18 protein-coding genes are annotated in these 15,358 nt (G+C 28.8%); 5 read left to right on the forward strand and 13 right to left on the reverse strand.

Translation table 11 applies throughout. The features are described from left to right. Positions 1-115: 115 nt before the first annotated feature. Positions 116-457, forward strand: coding sequence for a PadR family transcriptional regulator (locus tag LL038_RS13550; RefSeq protein ID WP_216121822.1), 342 nt, complete (start codon positions 116-118; stop codon positions 455-457). Next, the gene (locus LL038_RS13555) at positions 448-1,743 is read left to right on the forward strand and encodes an FtsW/RodA/SpoVE family cell cycle protein (RefSeq protein ID WP_216121824.1); all 1,296 of its coding nucleotides are present in this window, start codon (positions 448-450) and stop codon (positions 1,741-1,743) included. The genes LL038_RS13550 and LL038_RS13555 overlap by 10 nt, the downstream gene beginning before the upstream one ends. Positions 1,744-1,817: 74 nt before the next feature. Here the strand turns inward: LL038_RS13555 and LL038_RS13560 are convergent, their stop codons facing one another. The 5 genes from LL038_RS13560 to LL038_RS13580 form a co-directional block, all read right to left on the reverse strand. Next, complete coding sequence (locus LL038_RS13560; RefSeq protein WP_216121826.1) at positions 1,818-2,591, reverse strand: DUF4931 domain-containing protein; 774 nt, start codon at positions 2,589-2,591, stop codon at positions 1,818-1,820. Positions 2,592-2,829: 238 nt separating this feature from the next. After that, positions 2,830-3,222, reverse strand: a complete 393-nt coding sequence (locus tag LL038_RS13565) for a GerW family sporulation protein (protein ID WP_071611685.1) — start codon at positions 3,220-3,222, stop codon at positions 2,830-2,832. 110 nt (positions 3,223-3,332) lie between these two features. Then, positions 3,333-3,986 (reverse strand): DUF2953 domain-containing protein, encoded by a 654-nt coding sequence (locus tag LL038_RS13570; RefSeq protein WP_216121828.1) that lies wholly within the window; start codon positions 3,984-3,986, stop codon positions 3,333-3,335. Positions 3,987-4,012: 26 nt separating this feature from the next. Beyond that, complete coding sequence (locus LL038_RS13575; protein ID WP_216121830.1) at positions 4,013-4,471, reverse strand: zf-HC2 domain-containing protein; 459 nt, start codon at positions 4,469-4,471, stop codon at positions 4,013-4,015. Between the two features lie 2 nt (positions 4,472-4,473). Then, on the reverse strand, positions 4,474-5,058 hold the full coding sequence (locus LL038_RS13580; RefSeq protein WP_253199993.1) for an RNA polymerase sigma factor: 585 nt from the start codon (positions 5,056-5,058) through the stop codon (positions 4,474-4,476). A 280-nt stretch (positions 5,059-5,338) separates the two neighbouring features. On the opposite strand from LL038_RS13580, the gene LL038_RS13585 reads away from it, so the two are divergent. Next, positions 5,339-6,382 carry a PocR ligand-binding domain-containing protein gene (locus LL038_RS13585; protein ID WP_216121832.1) on the forward strand — a complete coding sequence of 348 codons (1,044 nt, stop codon included), beginning with the start codon at positions 5,339-5,341 and terminating at the stop codon, positions 6,380-6,382. Between the two features lie 55 nt (positions 6,383-6,437). Here LL038_RS13585 and LL038_RS13590 read toward each other — a convergent pair whose 3' ends face one another. The 7 genes from LL038_RS13590 to LL038_RS13620 form a co-directional block, all read right to left on the reverse strand. Further along, on the reverse strand, positions 6,438-7,109 hold the full coding sequence (locus LL038_RS13590) for a YczE/YyaS/YitT family protein (protein WP_216122146.1): 672 nt from the start codon (positions 7,107-7,109) through the stop codon (positions 6,438-6,440). Between the two features lie 140 nt (positions 7,110-7,249). Next, positions 7,250-8,326, reverse strand: a complete 1,077-nt coding sequence (locus tag LL038_RS13595) for a polyamine ABC transporter substrate-binding protein (RefSeq protein WP_216121834.1) — start codon at positions 8,324-8,326, stop codon at positions 7,250-7,252. Between the two features lie 50 nt (positions 8,327-8,376). Next, a complete protein-coding gene (locus LL038_RS13600; RefSeq protein WP_216121836.1) occupies positions 8,377-9,159 on the reverse strand; it encodes an ABC transporter permease in 783 nt (260 codons plus the stop codon). Beyond that, a complete protein-coding gene (locus LL038_RS13605) occupies positions 9,159-10,016 on the reverse strand; it encodes an ABC transporter permease (protein ID WP_326493431.1) in 858 nt (285 codons plus the stop codon). The genes LL038_RS13600 and LL038_RS13605 overlap by 1 nt, the downstream gene beginning before the upstream one ends. Positions 10,017-10,025: 9 nt before the next feature. Then, complete coding sequence (locus LL038_RS13610; RefSeq protein WP_216121838.1) at positions 10,026-11,099, reverse strand: ABC transporter ATP-binding protein; 1,074 nt, start codon at positions 11,097-11,099, stop codon at positions 10,026-10,028. 120 nt (positions 11,100-11,219) lie between these two features. Then, positions 11,220-12,164, reverse strand: a complete 945-nt coding sequence (locus LL038_RS13615; protein ID WP_216121840.1) for a DMT family transporter — start codon at positions 12,162-12,164, stop codon at positions 11,220-11,222. Positions 12,165-12,204: 40 nt separating this feature from the next. Beyond that, positions 12,205-12,708 (reverse strand): GNAT family N-acetyltransferase, encoded by a 504-nt coding sequence (locus tag LL038_RS13620; RefSeq protein ID WP_216121842.1) that lies wholly within the window; start codon positions 12,706-12,708, stop codon positions 12,205-12,207. 211 nt (positions 12,709-12,919) lie between these two features. Here LL038_RS13620 and LL038_RS13625 point away from each other — a divergent pair, with 211 nt between their 5' ends. Beyond that, positions 12,920-13,672, forward strand: a complete 753-nt coding sequence (locus LL038_RS13625; protein ID WP_216121843.1) for a hypothetical protein — start codon at positions 12,920-12,922, stop codon at positions 13,670-13,672. Further along, positions 13,669-14,418 carry a protein-glutamine gamma-glutamyltransferase gene (locus LL038_RS13630; protein WP_216121845.1) on the forward strand — a complete coding sequence of 250 codons (750 nt, stop codon included), beginning with the start codon at positions 13,669-13,671 and terminating at the stop codon, positions 14,416-14,418. The genes LL038_RS13625 and LL038_RS13630 overlap by 4 nt, the downstream gene beginning before the upstream one ends. Positions 14,419-14,500: 82 nt before the next feature. On the opposite strand, the gene LL038_RS13635 is transcribed toward LL038_RS13630, so the two are convergent. Continuing rightward, positions 14,501-15,337, reverse strand: a complete 837-nt coding sequence (locus LL038_RS13635; RefSeq protein WP_216121847.1) for a methyl-accepting chemotaxis protein — start codon at positions 15,335-15,337, stop codon at positions 14,501-14,503. Positions 15,338-15,358 lie beyond the last annotated feature (21 nt).

Below are 15,358 nucleotides of genomic sequence, written 5' to 3' on the forward strand. Positions count from 1 at the left end.
AAACATTTATACTAAAATATAAATATTAAAGTATATATTGACATTTTATTGATTGATGTTATTATTATACATAGATTAACTATGTATAGATTGTCTATGTATAAGGAGGTTTAAAATGCCAATAAATAAAGAACTTTTAAAAGGTAGCACTGTAATTCTTATTTTAAAACTAATTAATAAAAAACCAATGTATGGGTATGAAATGATAAAAGAAATGGAGGAAAAATCAAATGGTATATTCACACTAAAGGAAGGGACTCTTTATCCAATTCTCCATACATTAGAATCAAAAGGATTAGTTGAATCATATTGGGATGAGGGTTCTTCAAAACGTAAGAGAAAATACTATAGGATAATGGAAGCTGGTAAATTATCTTTAAAAGAAAAAGAAGAAGAATGGTCTACTTTCCGTTCAGCCGTTGATAATATGTTATTGGAGGTTGTGATATGGGCATAAAAGATAATTCTAAAATTAATGAATATATAGACAATATATGTTCTTATGTGAAATTTAAAGGTGCTCATAAAGAAATAAAAGAGGAATTATTATCACACATAGAGGATATCGTAGATGAAAATAATGAGAGAGGATTGTCAGATGTAGAATCAACTAGTGCAGCTATAAAACGAATGGGCGATGGGGAAGCTATAGGTAAACAGTTAAACATAGCACATAAAGGAACCCCCGATTGGATTACATTACTTTTAACCATAATACTTGTAAATGCTGGTGTTGTTTTGATGTATCTTATACAATATAAAAACTCATATAAGCCTAGTGATTATTTATTTAATCATAGCTTATTATATTCAGCAATTGGTACTATTGGTGTCGTACTATTATATTTCTTTGATTATCGAAAATTAGAAAAATATTCAAAATATATTTTCGTAGGAATGTGTTTGTCATTTATCTTAATATTTTTCCTAGGACATCCAATAAATGGAATTCCATCCCTTAGTATAGGCTCTTTTTCAGTAGACATTAAAGCTATTAGTTTATATGTATTTGTAATATCCATGGCAGGTATATTCAATAACTATGACTGGAACAATAAAATAAATTTAATTAAAGCTGTTGTGTATTTATTTATTCCATTGATTCTTATGTTATTAGTCCCAGCATTAGCTTACTGTGGAATTTATTTTATTTCATTTATGGTTTTAGCACTTAAATCTGGTATGAAAAAAAGATATGCTCTTTACATTGTTGCCTTTAATATTATTTGTTTTTTATTCTATATTTTTTCACAGTCATATAGAATGTATACACTTAAGAAACTTATGAATTTTTTATATCCATTCTCTGATCCAAAAGGAATGGGATACATGGGTGTACAAATGTATAATATAACTCATACATCTGGAATTTTTGGACACGGTTTTCCCTCAACCATGTTAAGGTTACCTTCAATGGAATCAGAGTTTGTGTTTACTTTCATAGTACACACCTTTGGCTGGCTAGGAGCCGCAGTTATTATTTCTATAATAATTTCTTTCATATATAGGATTTTACACATTTCAAAATATGTTAGAGATAGTTATGGCAGATTACTCATAAGCGGCCTCATTAGTGTATTTATAGTACAATTTGTTTCGAATATATTAATGAATTTAAATTTATTCCCAATCGTTGGAGTCGCACTTCCATTCTTAAGTTACGGTGGTTCCTTAGGCCTTGTTAATATGCTTTCTGTAGGTGTTATTATGAGTGTATATAGACGAAGAAGTTTATCTTCCTAATTGAATCTCATGGAGTAAAATTTATATTTAAGAGAAGCCATAATAAACTTCTCTTAAATATAATAAATGTCTAGTTACACTTCAGATTTAAAATACAACTGTTGAACCTGCTTTACAATTTCATCTGTTTGGTTTGTAATCTGAGAAATAGAGAAGCCTATAAATAATGGAGATGTAATAAATCTCGGTATAACTTTACAGATTATTTTACCCTTCCAATCATAAAAGAAAAGATTAAAACTACTACATTTCACATAAAAATCATTTAATATATAATGAACAATTTTCTGTATATTATCAGCCATTATATCTAAATTATTAATATTATTTATTATAATATTGAATTCAGTAAAATCCACCTTTGGTTTTGTTGAAAGATTAACGACACATCCATCTGACTCGTTAATTACTATTCCTTCAAAATACTCATCTTTTAAAGATTCTTTGTAATCTATAGATTTTAGTCCAACAATCTGCATATGTGCATGATTAATAGTCCCCCCTGAATAAGGGCCGTGATTTTTATAAAAAATCACAGATTCAAAATCACCACTTTTCTCCATATCAATCCAATGACGAACTCCAAATCTTAACAAATTTCTCATATACTCTTTATCATACATTGTAATATCAACATCGCAACTACTTGTTTCTATTAGCACTGTCTGAAGTGTATTTTCTAATGTAGGAAATTTGTTTTTAACTAAAATGAATGGCCCTTCTTCATCTATAATACCTGTTAGCCCATCTCTGTTACAAAATGGACATGGGGTCTTCTTGTTTTTAATGCTATTGGGTTTATTTTTACTTATATTTGCTAAAAACTTTAAATATCTGTTAGAACTCATTTTATTCACCTGCTCCAATATATAATTTTAACCACTTAATCGAATCTAATTATTGTCTACTTTAACAATATCATAGATGATTTTATTTAAATAATCAATAATAATTTCAAATTGACGAATATATAATCTTCTACAATACCAATAGCTTACAAAAAATATTAAACAGCCATAGCCCCCTATATTTAAGGACTTTGGCCGTTTAAGTCAATTTTATCATTTAATATTTCTAAGTTTAAATTTAGATATCATTTTCTGTTTTATTCTTATCTGTTTTGTTCTTAAATCCACCCATTTTTGAGCTTACTTTGGATACTAGTCCTGGTACCATTTGGATAAGATTTTCAAGATTACATTTTCCTTTTATAGAAAGCATTGTTACACTCCCATCTTTTATAACTAAAATAGCAGTTGGGGTTATCTTAGCTCCTGCTCCAAGTCCTCCCCCAGTACCTTCACCATCCTTAAGAGTGTTCCCTGTTCCACCCCCGGTTCCGCATCCAAATGAAACTGTAATAAGTGGTATTAGTGTTGTTTCTCCAACAATTATTGCCTCACCAACTACTGTCTCTGTCTTTAAAAATCTTTCTAGATTTGAGAATAATGCTTCAGCATTCTCTGTCATATTTATCATAACTTATTCCTCCTAATATTTGTATATATATTTAATTATTTATTTATTACGTAATCATTATTAACTTTACACTTAACAATACACATAAACTATTAATAAGTTTCATGTTTTTATGCTTTTTTAAATATTTTTTGTCTACTATTTTTCTTAAACACAAATTTAAGTGTTTTTATTATAGCTGATAGTAAAGAAATCTTACCATGAATATCACACTCAATTTCAATTATTTCATCATCAAATACTGGTTGTAAATTAATATCACTTTTAGGAATAAGATTTGATATTAGAGGTATAATTCCACAAAGCATACCTGTAAGCGATGGATCCTCAAATCCGTAAAAACCATTAACTTTGACTGTTTTGGGTTTTATTATCCTTATTATATCTTTAAAATAATTTATTAAATCATTTATAAATTCTCGCTCTATATAATCTTTTATATTAAAATTACTCTTTTTCTTACTCTTCTTATTATTCTTTTCTATTTCCTCTTTTTCAATTTTTATATCAGGACTTTTTATTTCTTTTCTAATAATACGTAGTCCCATAATTTTCAATAAAAATATTTCTTTAGTATCTTCATGTTTCACCATTACTTTTATAATTTTTTTAAAAAATAATAAAGTTATATCGACATCAATTTTTTCATCAATTTTTGAGTTTATATAATATTCAAAGGGAATTATTAAAAACAATAAAATAATACCAAATATAAAGATTAATAAATAAAGGAGTATTTTTAATATTAAAAATAAAATAAACAAACTAACACCTCCTTTTACCTAAAACTCTAACCTAATTTAAGCTTTTTTAGAATACTTATTTCAGCTAACTTGTTTTTAACCATATATTTTATAGGTCTTTTAATAAAATTAAAAGTAGTTTCGATTTTATTATCAATAAAATTGTTATATGGATTATGTTTATAAACTACACTTGATCCTTTTATAGCCTTATTTATACCACAATAAGTCTTTATTATATTATGTATTTTAGATTTAATAGTAGTTTTCTCCATTTCAGATATACAGTTTTCTGTAACAAGTCGTGAAATTGTACTTAATTTATCAGGAAATTTAATATTAATAAATTCATCTTTAATATTTTGATTAATTATATTTATTAATTTTAGATCCTTTTGACAATCAGTGCAATATTTTATATGCTCTTCAAGAAATATTTTCTCTAGTGGCTGAATTGTCTTATCATCAAAAGCATATAAAAGTTCTTTATCAAATTTACAGCACATAATTACACCTCCATATCATTTTCTAGTTGTTTCTTTAATATAGCTTTAGCCCTATATAAATCAGTTTTAATGCTTCCAAGCGGTCTATTTAGCAATTCTGAAATTTCTAAATAACTCAAATCATCAAAATATCTTAATGCAATTACCATTCTATAATTACTTGGTAAATTTATAAGTCCATCCTTTATTATCTTTTTTAACTCCTTTTTCTGGACTTCCTCTTCTAAATTATAGTCAGAAACAATTGTGTCTTCTAAACAAAGTCCACTCGCATATTCATAATTTAATGAAATAATATTACTTTTAATATTTCTTTTATAATTTATACATGTATTTACTGTAATTCTTCTTATCCAAGGGCGAAATGGCCTATCCTCATCAAAACTTGATATATTTTTAAAAACTTTTATATAAATTTCTTGTACAATATCAAGAGAATCATGTTCATTTTGAGTGTAACTATAACAAATACTATATAAATATCGCTCATAAAGCTTAAATAGTTCCATAAAGGAGGACTTGTCATGTTTTTTACATCCAGATATTAATTTTTTTTCAATTCGTTCAACATCTCCTTTCGCTCCCAACGTAGAAATTAAAACATATCTTTATAATATACACATAATTAATGAATAAAGTTTCAACTTCATTTTATTATTGATAGTTTTGCAACAAACAATATTCTGGAAGTTTATTTAAAAATTTTACAACTATTCGTCTTTTTTTGTATTTTTAATGAATTTCACGCATTCAGATTAATTTTTTACAATAAAGGCTAAAGTTTTTATATTTAAATGTCGATAAAGTAAATAACAAATACCTTTTAAGTGCAGAGATAATATTAATTATATATTGGAGGAATTTAAAATGATTAAGAAATTAGCAAATGGTGAATTGGATGTAACTGTACTAGAAATTAAAGATGTTATTGATATTAAATTACTTCAAACCTTTCAAGATAATTTCGCCACTGCAATGACTATGGCAAGTGTTACTGTAGATAAAGATGGTACCCCTGTAACTAAACCGAGTTCATATACAAAGTCATGTTTAGAGTTTACACAGTCTACAAAAATAGGCTGCGAAAGATGTGCATTATCACACAAAAAAGGTGGCCAGGAAGCTGCAAGAACTCTAAAACCTTATATATATACTTGTCATGCTGGATTATTGGATTTTGCTGCGCCTATATTAGTAGGTGACCATCTAATAGGTACCATGTTAGGAGGCCAAGTTTTAACTTCTGCGCCAGAAGAATCTAGATATAGAAAAGTAGCAAATGAGATAGGTGTTGATGAAGAAGGTTATATTGATGCAGTTAATGAGATAGCTTTAACCACTGAAAAAAATGTAACAGCAGCTGCGGAAGTATTATATATTGTAGCTAATTCGCTTTCACAAGCAGGCTATCAAAAACTTAAACTAAGCACTATGTCACAACACCTTTCCGATAATTTTAGCCAGATATCTGCAACTATGGAAGAACTCAGTGCTTCTTCAATAACTGTAACAAATAATCAGCAAAATTTAAGTGATGAAATCATTAACGTAAAAGCTATATCAATAGATATAAATACAATACTGGATTCTATAAAAAGTATAGCTACTCAGACAAAAATGCTAGGATTAAATGCCGCTATAGAAGCTGCTAGAGCAGGAGAAGCTGGTAGAGGTTTTGGTGTAGTTGCAACTGAGATAAGATCTTTATCAGAAAATTCAAAGGAAACTGCTGTTAAAATATTAGCACTTACAACTAAAATACAAGAGTCTGTTGATAAAACTATTGAAACTTCTCATGCTACACTTGAAACTACAGAGCAACAATCAGCTGCAATTCAAGAGGTTACTTCTAATCTTATGGAAGTTACAACTTTATCTGATGCATTAAATGAAATGGCAAATAGTAAATAAAAAACTAATGATGCTACCAAAGTTTAGCCTTTGGTAGCATCATTAGCTTTTAAGTTTAAGCTCCTAATGATATATTCTCTTCCTTTTCATCATCTTCAGCTTCATTTCTAATAATAGTATTTACGAGTTTCTTTCCGTATGGGAGACAAAATTGTATGCATGGACCAGTTAACAATGCAGATATTATTGTGCCTATACCAAACACCCCGCCAAGTGCAAAACCGATTACTAAAAAGCTAATGTCTAATGCCATTCTAATCCAACGATATTGAAAATTAGTTTTATCTTGTATTATGAATGGAATAATATCATTTGGCGCAACACCTATATCACTTGCCGAAAGTATAGAAAATCCAATTGCAATTAGAATACATCCGAATACAATTAAAAGCATTTTTAAACCAATATTTAAAGATGCTATTGGGAAAAATGAAACAGCCTTTACCCCAAGGTCTATAATTGGGCCTACTCCAACTACGCATATAATTGTTCCTATTTTTATACGAGTTCTTTCAACTAAAAGTATTATGCAAAATAATACAAATAAAATAATCATATTAGCATTTCCAGGTGTTTTATGTAATAAAAATGCTAATCCTTGAGTGAATAAAGTAAAGGGATCAGAACCAATATTCGTCTTTAAAAACAAGGCTACCCCTAGCTGTATTATACTCATTCCTACAAAAAACAGAATTAGTCTTTTAAATAAATTTAGTTTCTTAGTCATATCTTCATCCTTTTCTTTAGTTTTATAGTTGCCCTTTATTATATTTTCATGATTTCCTTTATAAACTGACAAAAAGAGCAACTTTAATTATACAATAATACAAATTTATATACAAGTATATATTATTTCCTTAATATTTTCTATTTTTGTTTAAATTCTGACCAAATTGAATCATACACTTTAGATGCACTACCGGCATCTTGTAAATGTTTAGCTTTACTAAACTCATCTTTAGGTATATAGATAGCTTTGTTATTAAGAACCGTTTGAGGCATAAATTTTAGAGCGGCTGTATTAACATTTATATACTCTATACTAGTTGTAATATCGCTACTTGCTTTACCCTCTAATACAAAATTTATAAATTTCTGCGCATTTTCTTTATGTGGTGCATTGATAGGCATTATTAAATTATCTTCTTCAAATTGCATACCCTCTTTTGGATAAACAATTTTAAACTTTTTATTACCCTTAAGTGCTGCTGATGCCTGTGATCCCCACATAACTCCAATATTTGTATCTCCATTAATTAAGCTAGTCATTGGTGTATCTGCATCAAATACTTTAACATTTGCCCTAAGTTTTGTTAGTTCCGCTTTAGCTCGTGCAAGTTTTGCTGGATCTGTCTCATTAATGCTATAACCAAGCTTTGTTAATGCCATACCAATAACTGATCTTGAGTCTTCGAGTAATACTTCAGAACCTTTCAATGAAGGATCCCATAAATCACTTATGCCTTTGATATCTATTTTAACTTTATCTGGATTATAAACTATCATTTCACTTCCAAGTGAATAAGGCACTGAATACTTATTTGACGTGTCATAATATTGACCTAAATAAGCCTTATCTATATTTTTATAATTAGGAATAGCCGCTTTATCAATAGGTTGTAATAATAAGTTTTTCTGTTTCGCCATAATTTGAACCATATAATCCGCACAAATTATTACATCATATGTTCCACCTTTTGATGCCTGTAGCTTTGAAAGCATCACTTCATTTGTAGAAAAGTTGCTATAATTGACCTTAATTCCCGTCTTTTTTTCAAAATCTTTTACAACGTTATCTGGAACATAATTTGCCCAAGTATAAATATTAACTTCTTTTTCATCATTCTTCTTTGATGTACTCGATTTTCCGCACCCAACAAATGTAGATCCTATAACTGAAACTGCGAGTAAAATTATTAAAGCTTTAAATCTTTTTTTTAACATATAAATCCCCCCTAATTTCTTTAACAAAAAAAATTGATTATAAATGTATTCTATTTTTCTCTTTTTATTTTTATAACTTGTGATAATATTAAAAAAGCAAAAGTTGTTACTAGCATTATTGTACACAATGCATTTATTTCAGGTGAAAGCCCAAATTTTAGCATTGAGAATATCTTAATTGGAAGTGTAGTACTTGCTGGTCCACTCAAAAAAATATTTATGATTATATCATCCAGTGACAGTGCAAATGCAAGCATAGCACCTGAAAGCACTGCTGGTAAAATCATTGGAAATGTAATTGTTCTAAACACCGTAAGTTTTGATGCGCCCAAATCCATCGCCGCATCTTCAATTGACAAATCAAGCCCAGCAAGCCTTGATTTAACATTTATAAGTACAAACGGTGTGCAAAAGGTTGTATGTGCTAGTACTAATGTAAATATGCCCAAATCAATTTGAAGAGTTGAGAACAAAATTAGTAATGATACTCCCATAATTATCTCTGGAATTACAATTGGAATATAAACAAGTAAACTTATAATTCCTTTTCCTTTGAAATTATGCCTTTTTAATCCGATTGCTCCAAGAGTTCCAATTATTGCAGAAATTATTGTACTTAAGGTTGCAATGGTTAAACTATTTACAAGTGCTGTAATTACATCATCATCAGTAAATAACTTAGTGTACCACTCAAGAGTAAAACCACTAAAAACTACATTAGATTTAGTTGCATTAAAAGAGTACATAATAATTATTGCTATTGGAACATACAAAAACGCAAATATACAAAATATATATGTTCGCTCGAGTCCTTTTGATAATTTTGAATCCATTAGAACACCTCCGTGTCTAACTTTTTACCAACAATTTTTATATAAATTAAAATTAAAATTAAGGATATAAAAATCATTATTATTGACAGCGCTGCCCCAAACGGCCAATCATTTGCTCCCATAAATTGATTTTCAATTAGATTTCCAATAAGCATTACATTACTTCCACCCATTAAATCTGGTATGAAAAAGAGTCCTACAGAAGGTACAAATACTAAAATACAACCAGCAACTATTCCTGGCATAGTTAGCGGCACTGTAACTGTTCTAAAAGTCTTCCATCTACTTGACCCAAGATCTTTAGCTGCTTCAATATAAGCTCTATCCATTTTATCTATAGAATTATAAAGCGGAAGTACCATAAATGGAAACATTGTATATATCATTCCAATCATTACTGCTCCATAAGAGTACAACATCTTTAATGGTTCTTTTATGATTCCAGTTATAAGTAGTGCATGATTTAATATTCCATTAGTACTTAGAATTACAATCCACCCATAAGTACGTATTAATGAATTAGTTAAAAATGGTGCCATTATTAAAAGCATTACTAAAATTTTATATTTCTTTATCTTGGTAGCAAAATATGCAAAAGGATATCCAAACACCAAGGTAAATAATGTTGTAACAAAAGCTACTACTATAGAATCTAGAAACACCTTGACATACAGAGGCCTAGCCATTCTTGTATAATTTGATATTGTTGATATATAAACTATACTACCGTCATCGCCCCTTTGCATAAAGCTAATAAACACAATATACAAAAGTGGGATAGCCACGAAGAAGAGCATCCAAAAAGATATTGGAACTATTGTCAAAACCTTTAAAATATTTTCTTTCATATTTTTCATTTTAGTCACCTAACCTTCTTCAACTATAACTACATCTTCAGGTTCAAAGTACATCCAAACCTCGCTACCTATACCTATTAAATCTTTTTTCTTATCATAATCACAAACTATAATTTCCTGCCCGCCTTCAATTTCTATAGTAGTTTTAATAATAGATCCAATATAACTATGTTCTTTTATTGTTGCAATAAGCCCGATTGGCGGTTTTTCCCTAGTATATTTTATGTTTTCCGGTCTGATTAAAATATAGCTTTCTTTATTTCTTGAATTATCATAATTTTTATAATTCAAATTCATATCATATTTACCAATTTTAGCGGATATCTTTTCTTCATCAATCCTTTTTATTTTGGTCTTAATTAAATTAGATTCTCCAATAAAACCGGCTACAAATTTTGTCTTAGGCCTCTCGTATATGTCTTCCGGTGTTCCTATCTGCTCTATGATTCCATCATTCATAACTACTATTCGATCAGACATATTAAGTGCTTCTTCTTGGTCATGTGTAACATATACAAATGTAATTTGTAATTTTTTTTGAAGTTTTTTAAGCTCGACTTGCATTTGTTTTCTAAGTTTTAAATCAAGTGCACCCAACGGCTCATCTAAGAGTAATATTTTAGGATTGTTTATTAGTGCACGGCCTATTGCAACTCTTTGTTTTTGACCACCGCTTAGTCCATCTGTTTTTCTTTTCGCGTATCCTTCTAGCTGCACTAAACTAAGCATTTCACTAACTCTCTTTTTTATTTCTATCTTATTCACCTTTCTAATTTTTAAACCATACGCTATATTATCAAACACATTCATATGTGGAAACAATGCATAATTTTGAAATACCGTATTTACATTTCTATCATTAGGTTGCTTATTTTCAACATGTACCCCTTCTAGTAGAACGTTCCCACTTGTTGGTTTTTCAAAACCTGCTATTATTCTAAGGGTCGTTGTTTTCCCACAGCCACTTGGCCCTAGTAGCGTTAAAAACTCACCTTTATTTACCTTTAGCGATATATTCTTAATTACTTCCTGATTTCCAAACTTTTTTATTATATTATCTATTTCTAATATAATTTCTGACAATTTAAAAAAACTCCTCCCGTTTATTTAATATTAAAAAATATAATTTTTAAAATTTCTATTCTAATTATACCATAATGTTCATTATTATGATTATATATCCTAATTATACTATATGTTTACTCAGGATTGTTTAACTTGTTTTTCAATTTTCTTTTCTTTATTTACCATCCATATACCTAAACATACTAATACAAGCGCAAATATGTTTTTATATTCAAATATATTTTCATTTAAAAATATCGCTGATAGTATTGATCCAAAAATGGGTATTAAAAAATTAAAAATGGACACGGGACCTACCTTATTATATTTTAGAAGCAGATTCCATAATGAAAATGCCGCTGATGACAATAAAGCAAGGTACATTAATAAAAGTGAAGAATCCATTGTAAAATGATAAACGCTACCACCGGATAACATGCCAAGTAACATTAACATTATTCCCCCTACAAAAAGGCTATACCCCGTTACCACCATTACATCCATGCTTTTAGTAAGTTTTTTACCATATATAGCACCTACCGCAGAAACAAATGCTGCAATCATTAAAAAACCTTCTCCATTAAACCTAAAAGAAAAATTCAATAAGTCAGTACTAAAATTCATACTCATAACCCCTATAAATCCTACAATGCATCCAAGTATTTTCTGCATATTCAATTTATCATTTACATATATATAATGAGCTAAAATAACACTAAAAAATGTAACAGTAGAATTCATTATAGATCCTTTAACACCTGTGGTATTAGAAACACCAATATAAAAAAATATATACTGAAGTGTTGTTTGAATTACCCCCAAACAACTTAAATCCAAAGCATTTTTTTTTGAAATATTAAATATTTTCTTTCCACAACTTTTAGCGATAACAAGTAAAACTAGCCCCGCTATAATAAATCTATAACCTGCAAATACAAACTTTGAAGGTATATCACTTGCAGAAATATTAAACATTATATATCCATTTTTAATCGCTGGAAATGCACTCCCCCATAAAAAACAACAAAACGTTGCAATAATAGCTACAACTTTTTTATTTGTAAAAATACTCTTGTTTCTCAAAATAATCAAAATCCTTTCCTACCTATTTCTTTAACACTAATTATAGACTTTTCTCGAAAGCTACTCTTTCACTTTTGTTCTCTAAATAAATTAGTCCACAATACTTAAAACCGTTTTTCACTAACATATTCTGCATAGATATATTTTCTTTATGTGTATCTATTTTGATACTATGTACTTCCTTATTTAAACAGATTTTCTCTATGTTTTTAATTATTATAGAAGATAACCCTAGCCCTTTATTATTAGAATCAATTGCAATTCTATGAATAACCGCATATGCACCACTACTGACCCATTTCCCACCATAAACATATTCATAATTTTTTTCTCCATCAAAAGAGACCACTACTGTACCAACTATAATATTGTTTTTTAGCAAGACATATCCATTTTTATTTTTTATATCATTCTTTACGATCTCAGAATTAGGATAATTGTCCTGCCATTGATTAATTCCTTGCTCCTTAAAATAATCTTGTGCTTGCCTTATAATATTCATTATACTGTTAACGTCTTCCTCTGTCGCTTTGTGAAATTCCATTTCACTTCCCCCTTCTATTATCTTAATTTTTTCAAAATACCACTTTCTGCTAACTATTATACATTTATCTTCTATTGAATACCAATACCAATATAAATTAATTACCCTATTTAATAATAACTTTAACAAAATGACTCTATTAATAATATTATATAATATGTTTCTTTATTTATATTAAAAATCTAGAATACGTAATAAAGGAGGAGATTATATGCGAATAAATAATATAGAAAACTCAAATTTATCTACACTTAAGTATTTATATTCTAATTATAGAGAAATAACCTATCCTACTTTGAAGGACATATTTGAAAGCTGCATATTAAGCCGTGAGTTAAGTGATGACAATGATGAAATTTTGGATGTTACTGCTTCACTTTTAATAAAGACTCACAATGACAAGACAATTTTGCCAACAATAGTGGATACTATTTTTTCTAGAAACAGAAAAGGTCAATTTAATCATGATCTAATATGGACTTTTTTTCAAGCAAGAGATCCTTACAGTTTAATGTTAATTGCAAATTACCTGGATTCAGATAACATAAATGATGTTAAATTAGCTAGTCAACTTTTAGATTTTGTGCCCTCCATAGATATTACTCGAGGTGTGGATGTTAAAAAACAATATCTCTCTTTTTTCTACTATCTTAAAGAAAACTACCCTTTTTTATATTTTACAGGTGAAAGTTTCCAACGAACAAGTAACCCTAAGCCTTATGCAATAGCAATCAATGCCAAATATTTATGCAAACGGGTATCAGTTTATACTGGTAAGCCCTTTATACCATTAACAAAAAAGGAAAATAACTTATCTAATTATTTCAACAAATTAGATGATAATAACAAACAATTACTATCAAACTTCTCTCTTAAAATTCAATATGAAAATAAATATTTATGGAGGTCATGGATTAACCAACCCATAATTAATCAAATAAACATAGCGGAGGTTAATAGATGATAATAATTTCTGGAAGTGTTGTTAACGTTAATACCTTTATTCATGATTATAATCCAAATGATATTGAAAAAGATATTATAACTAAGATGGATTTAAGTAAAGCGCAATATGAATATGATTCATTAACTCAATTTAAATTTGAGTTAGATTTTCGATATAGTATTGTTATTGCTGCAAAAAATCTAAATAAAGGAGATATGGATTTCAGAACCTTTCGTAAATCAATATGTAACCCTGATTATTGGGATCGTACTAAGGAAGGTGGCTTTATATTAAAAAAAGGAGTGGCCCCTAGTGATGCTATTAAGGATATTTCTATAAATAGCTCTAAATATGGCACTGAATGTGCAACTGCCATGATTATTATTTATTATCAAGCATTACTTAATATATTTTCTGCAAATTTTTTCAATAGATTATTTCCAAATATACAGTTAATGAATTGGCATTATATAGATAATCTTCTTGAAGATGTCGGTTTTATAAAAAAAAGAAGTGACTATTTACCAGGTGATAGAAGATACTTTTACAATCCTGATGTAGATCCCGTAGCACCTGAGTGGCAAGGAGAAAATGTTATAGACCTTAGTAATGGCCTTTATTATGGACATGGCATAGGAATCGGATACGCTGACGAAATAATTAGTGAATTAAATAAATTTAGAATAAAAGAAGCAACCACCTCCTCTTACTTATTAGATTCAGCTGCACGCCCCGATTTTAATGCTTTAGCTGATATAAAATAAACTGTTTCTAAAGGTAATTTTTTACCTTTAGAAACAGTTATTTTTTAAACATTTAACATTAAATTTATATTATCCGATTTTTTTATATTTTTTCAGCTAGGTTCCCCATCATTTCAGCTGTTGAATTTAATTCCTCAAGGGATGCTGCTATTTCTTGAAGTGTTGCTGCCTGACCCTCAAATAGTCCAGTTGATTTACTTATTTTTTCATTTATACTTTTTATTGAAGCACCAATGTTTTTTAATACATCATCCACTTTTTTAACTGATTCACTAGTTGAAGTTGATAATTTTCTGATTTCTGTTGCAACTACTTTAAATCCTCTCCCTGCATCTCCTGCTCTTGCAGCCTCTATTGCAGCATTTAAACCTAACATATTTGTTTTGGATGAAATTGCTTGAATAAAACTTAGAATATCATCTGTATCTTTTGAGCTTTTATCAGCCTCTTGAACTTTTAATACTATATCATCATTCATATTAACTACATTTTGTACTCCTGATGACAGATCGTTAACAGCATCTGATATATGACCAAGGGATGCATACAAATTTTGAGAAATGCTCATTAACTCATTTCTTTTAATTAAGCTTTTCCCCATTACAATGCACCCTTCTACTACGCCTTGTTTATTATGAATAGGAATTGCATAAGATCTAAATGGAATTCCATATACCTCTTTTGGCACATTCTTAACAAGTACTTTATCATTTTGCATTGCCGTATTTAAGGCTCCACCCTGTGGTATCACATCGCCTTCCTTTAATTTCAAATCTAAGTTTGGATTACATGCTACACTCAAATATGCTTGTGTATCTGCTACCCCAAAAGAAACATCATCATCAAAGAAATAGGGTAAGTACGGTAATAAAGTATTGAACGCGTTTAATACCTCATTGTCAGAAATTGTTTTTTCCATCTTTATTTTTCTCCTTTATAT

The organism is Clostridium estertheticum (genome assembly GCF_026650985.1).
In the GTDB taxonomy this organism is placed as follows: Bacteria; Bacillota; Clostridia; order Clostridiales; family Clostridiaceae; genus Clostridium_AD; species Clostridium_AD estertheticum_C.

What these genes read in the sequence shown, in the direction of transcription:
- LL038_RS13550 (WP_216121822.1), top strand. Translation starts at nt 116, where the DNA reads ATGCCAATAAATAAAGAACTTTTAAAAGGTAGCACTGTAATTCTTATT.
- LL038_RS13555 (WP_216121824.1), top strand. Translation starts at nt 448, where the DNA reads ATGGGCATAAAAGATAATTCTAAAATTAATGAATATATAGACAATATA.
- LL038_RS13560 (WP_216121826.1), bottom strand. Translation starts at nt 2,591, where the DNA reads ATGAGTTCTAACAGATATTTAAAGTTTTTAGCAAATATAAGTAAAAAT.
- LL038_RS13565 (WP_071611685.1), bottom strand. Translation starts at nt 3,222, where the DNA reads ATGATAAATATGACAGAGAATGCTGAAGCATTATTCTCAAATCTAGAA.
- LL038_RS13575 (WP_216121830.1), bottom strand. Translation starts at nt 4,471, where the DNA reads ATGTGCTGTAAATTTGATAAAGAACTTTTATATGCTTTTGATGATAAG.
- LL038_RS13585 (WP_216121832.1), top strand. Translation starts at nt 5,339, where the DNA reads ATGATTAAGAAATTAGCAAATGGTGAATTGGATGTAACTGTACTAGAA.
- LL038_RS13590 (WP_216122146.1), bottom strand. Translation starts at nt 7,109, where the DNA reads ATGACTAAGAAACTAAATTTATTTAAAAGACTAATTCTGTTTTTTGTA.
- LL038_RS13595 (WP_216121834.1), bottom strand. Translation starts at nt 8,326, where the DNA reads ATGTTAAAAAAAAGATTTAAAGCTTTAATAATTTTACTCGCAGTTTCA.
- LL038_RS13600 (WP_216121836.1), bottom strand. Translation starts at nt 9,159, where the DNA reads ATGGATTCAAAATTATCAAAAGGACTCGAGCGAACATATATATTTTGT.
- LL038_RS13605 (WP_326493431.1), bottom strand. Translation starts at nt 10,016, where the DNA reads ATGAAAAATATGAAAGAAAATATTTTAAAGGTTTTGACAATAGTTCCA.
- LL038_RS13620 (WP_216121842.1), bottom strand. Translation starts at nt 12,708, where the DNA reads ATGGAATTTCACAAAGCGACAGAGGAAGACGTTAACAGTATAATGAAT.
- LL038_RS13625 (WP_216121843.1), top strand. Translation starts at nt 12,920, where the DNA reads ATGCGAATAAATAATATAGAAAACTCAAATTTATCTACACTTAAGTAT.
- LL038_RS13630 (WP_216121845.1), top strand. Translation starts at nt 13,669, where the DNA reads ATGATAATAATTTCTGGAAGTGTTGTTAACGTTAATACCTTTATTCAT.
- LL038_RS13635 (WP_216121847.1), bottom strand. Translation starts at nt 15,337, where the DNA reads ATGGAAAAAACAATTTCTGACAATGAGGTATTAAACGCGTTCAATACT.